Source organism: Myxococcus llanfairpwllgwyngyllgogerychwyrndrobwllllantysiliogogogochensis (assembly GCF_006636215.1).
Classification (GTDB): Bacteria; Myxococcota; Myxococcia; order Myxococcales; family Myxococcaceae; genus Myxococcus; species Myxococcus llanfairpwllgwyngyllgogerychwyrndrobwllllantysiliogogogochensis.
In genome coordinates this window covers 1-496 of the sequence record NZ_VIFM01000697.1, presented here as the reverse complement: position 1 = coordinate 496, position 496 = coordinate 1, and the positions used below count along the sequence as shown (strand labels likewise).

The 496-nt window shown below is 72.2% G+C and carries 1 protein-coding gene; it reads left to right on the top strand.

Annotated features, from left to right (window positions below; translation table 11 throughout):
• Positions 1 to 496, top strand: a 496-nt coding sequence (locus tag FJV41_RS57275) for a LysR substrate-binding domain-containing protein (protein ID WP_246137929.1), incomplete at both ends; no start/stop codon positions are given.

The following is a 496-nucleotide window of genomic DNA, read 5'->3' as shown; positions in this document are numbered from 1 at the left end:
GCCCAGCGGCATCGGCCCGGTGGGCCTCGTGCGCGTCGGCGCCACGGAGGGTTTCGGCACGCAGGTGCTCGCGCCGCACCTGGCCCGGCTGACCCTGCAGTACCCCCACCTGAGCATCGATCTGCTGGCGCTGCCGCGCATGCTGCACCTGTCGCGGCGCGAGGCCGACATCGTCATTTCGCTGGAGCGGCCCACCCGCGGCGCCGTGATCGTCTCGAAGCTCGCGGACTACACGCTCCACCTCTACGGCCAGCGCGAATACCTGTCGGGCCGGCCTCCCGTCACGCGGCGCGAGGACCTGCGCCACCATGCCTTCGTGAGCTACGTGGACGATCTGCTGTTCACCAAGGAGCTGCAGTTCCTCGACCAGCTGGTGCCGCCCGAGCGCTTCGCGTTCCGCAGCACCAGCGTGACCGCGCAGTACGAAGCCGTGCGCGCCGGGGCGGGCCTCGCCGTGCTGCCGGCGTTCCTGGCCGACCGCGACCCGCTGCTCGCC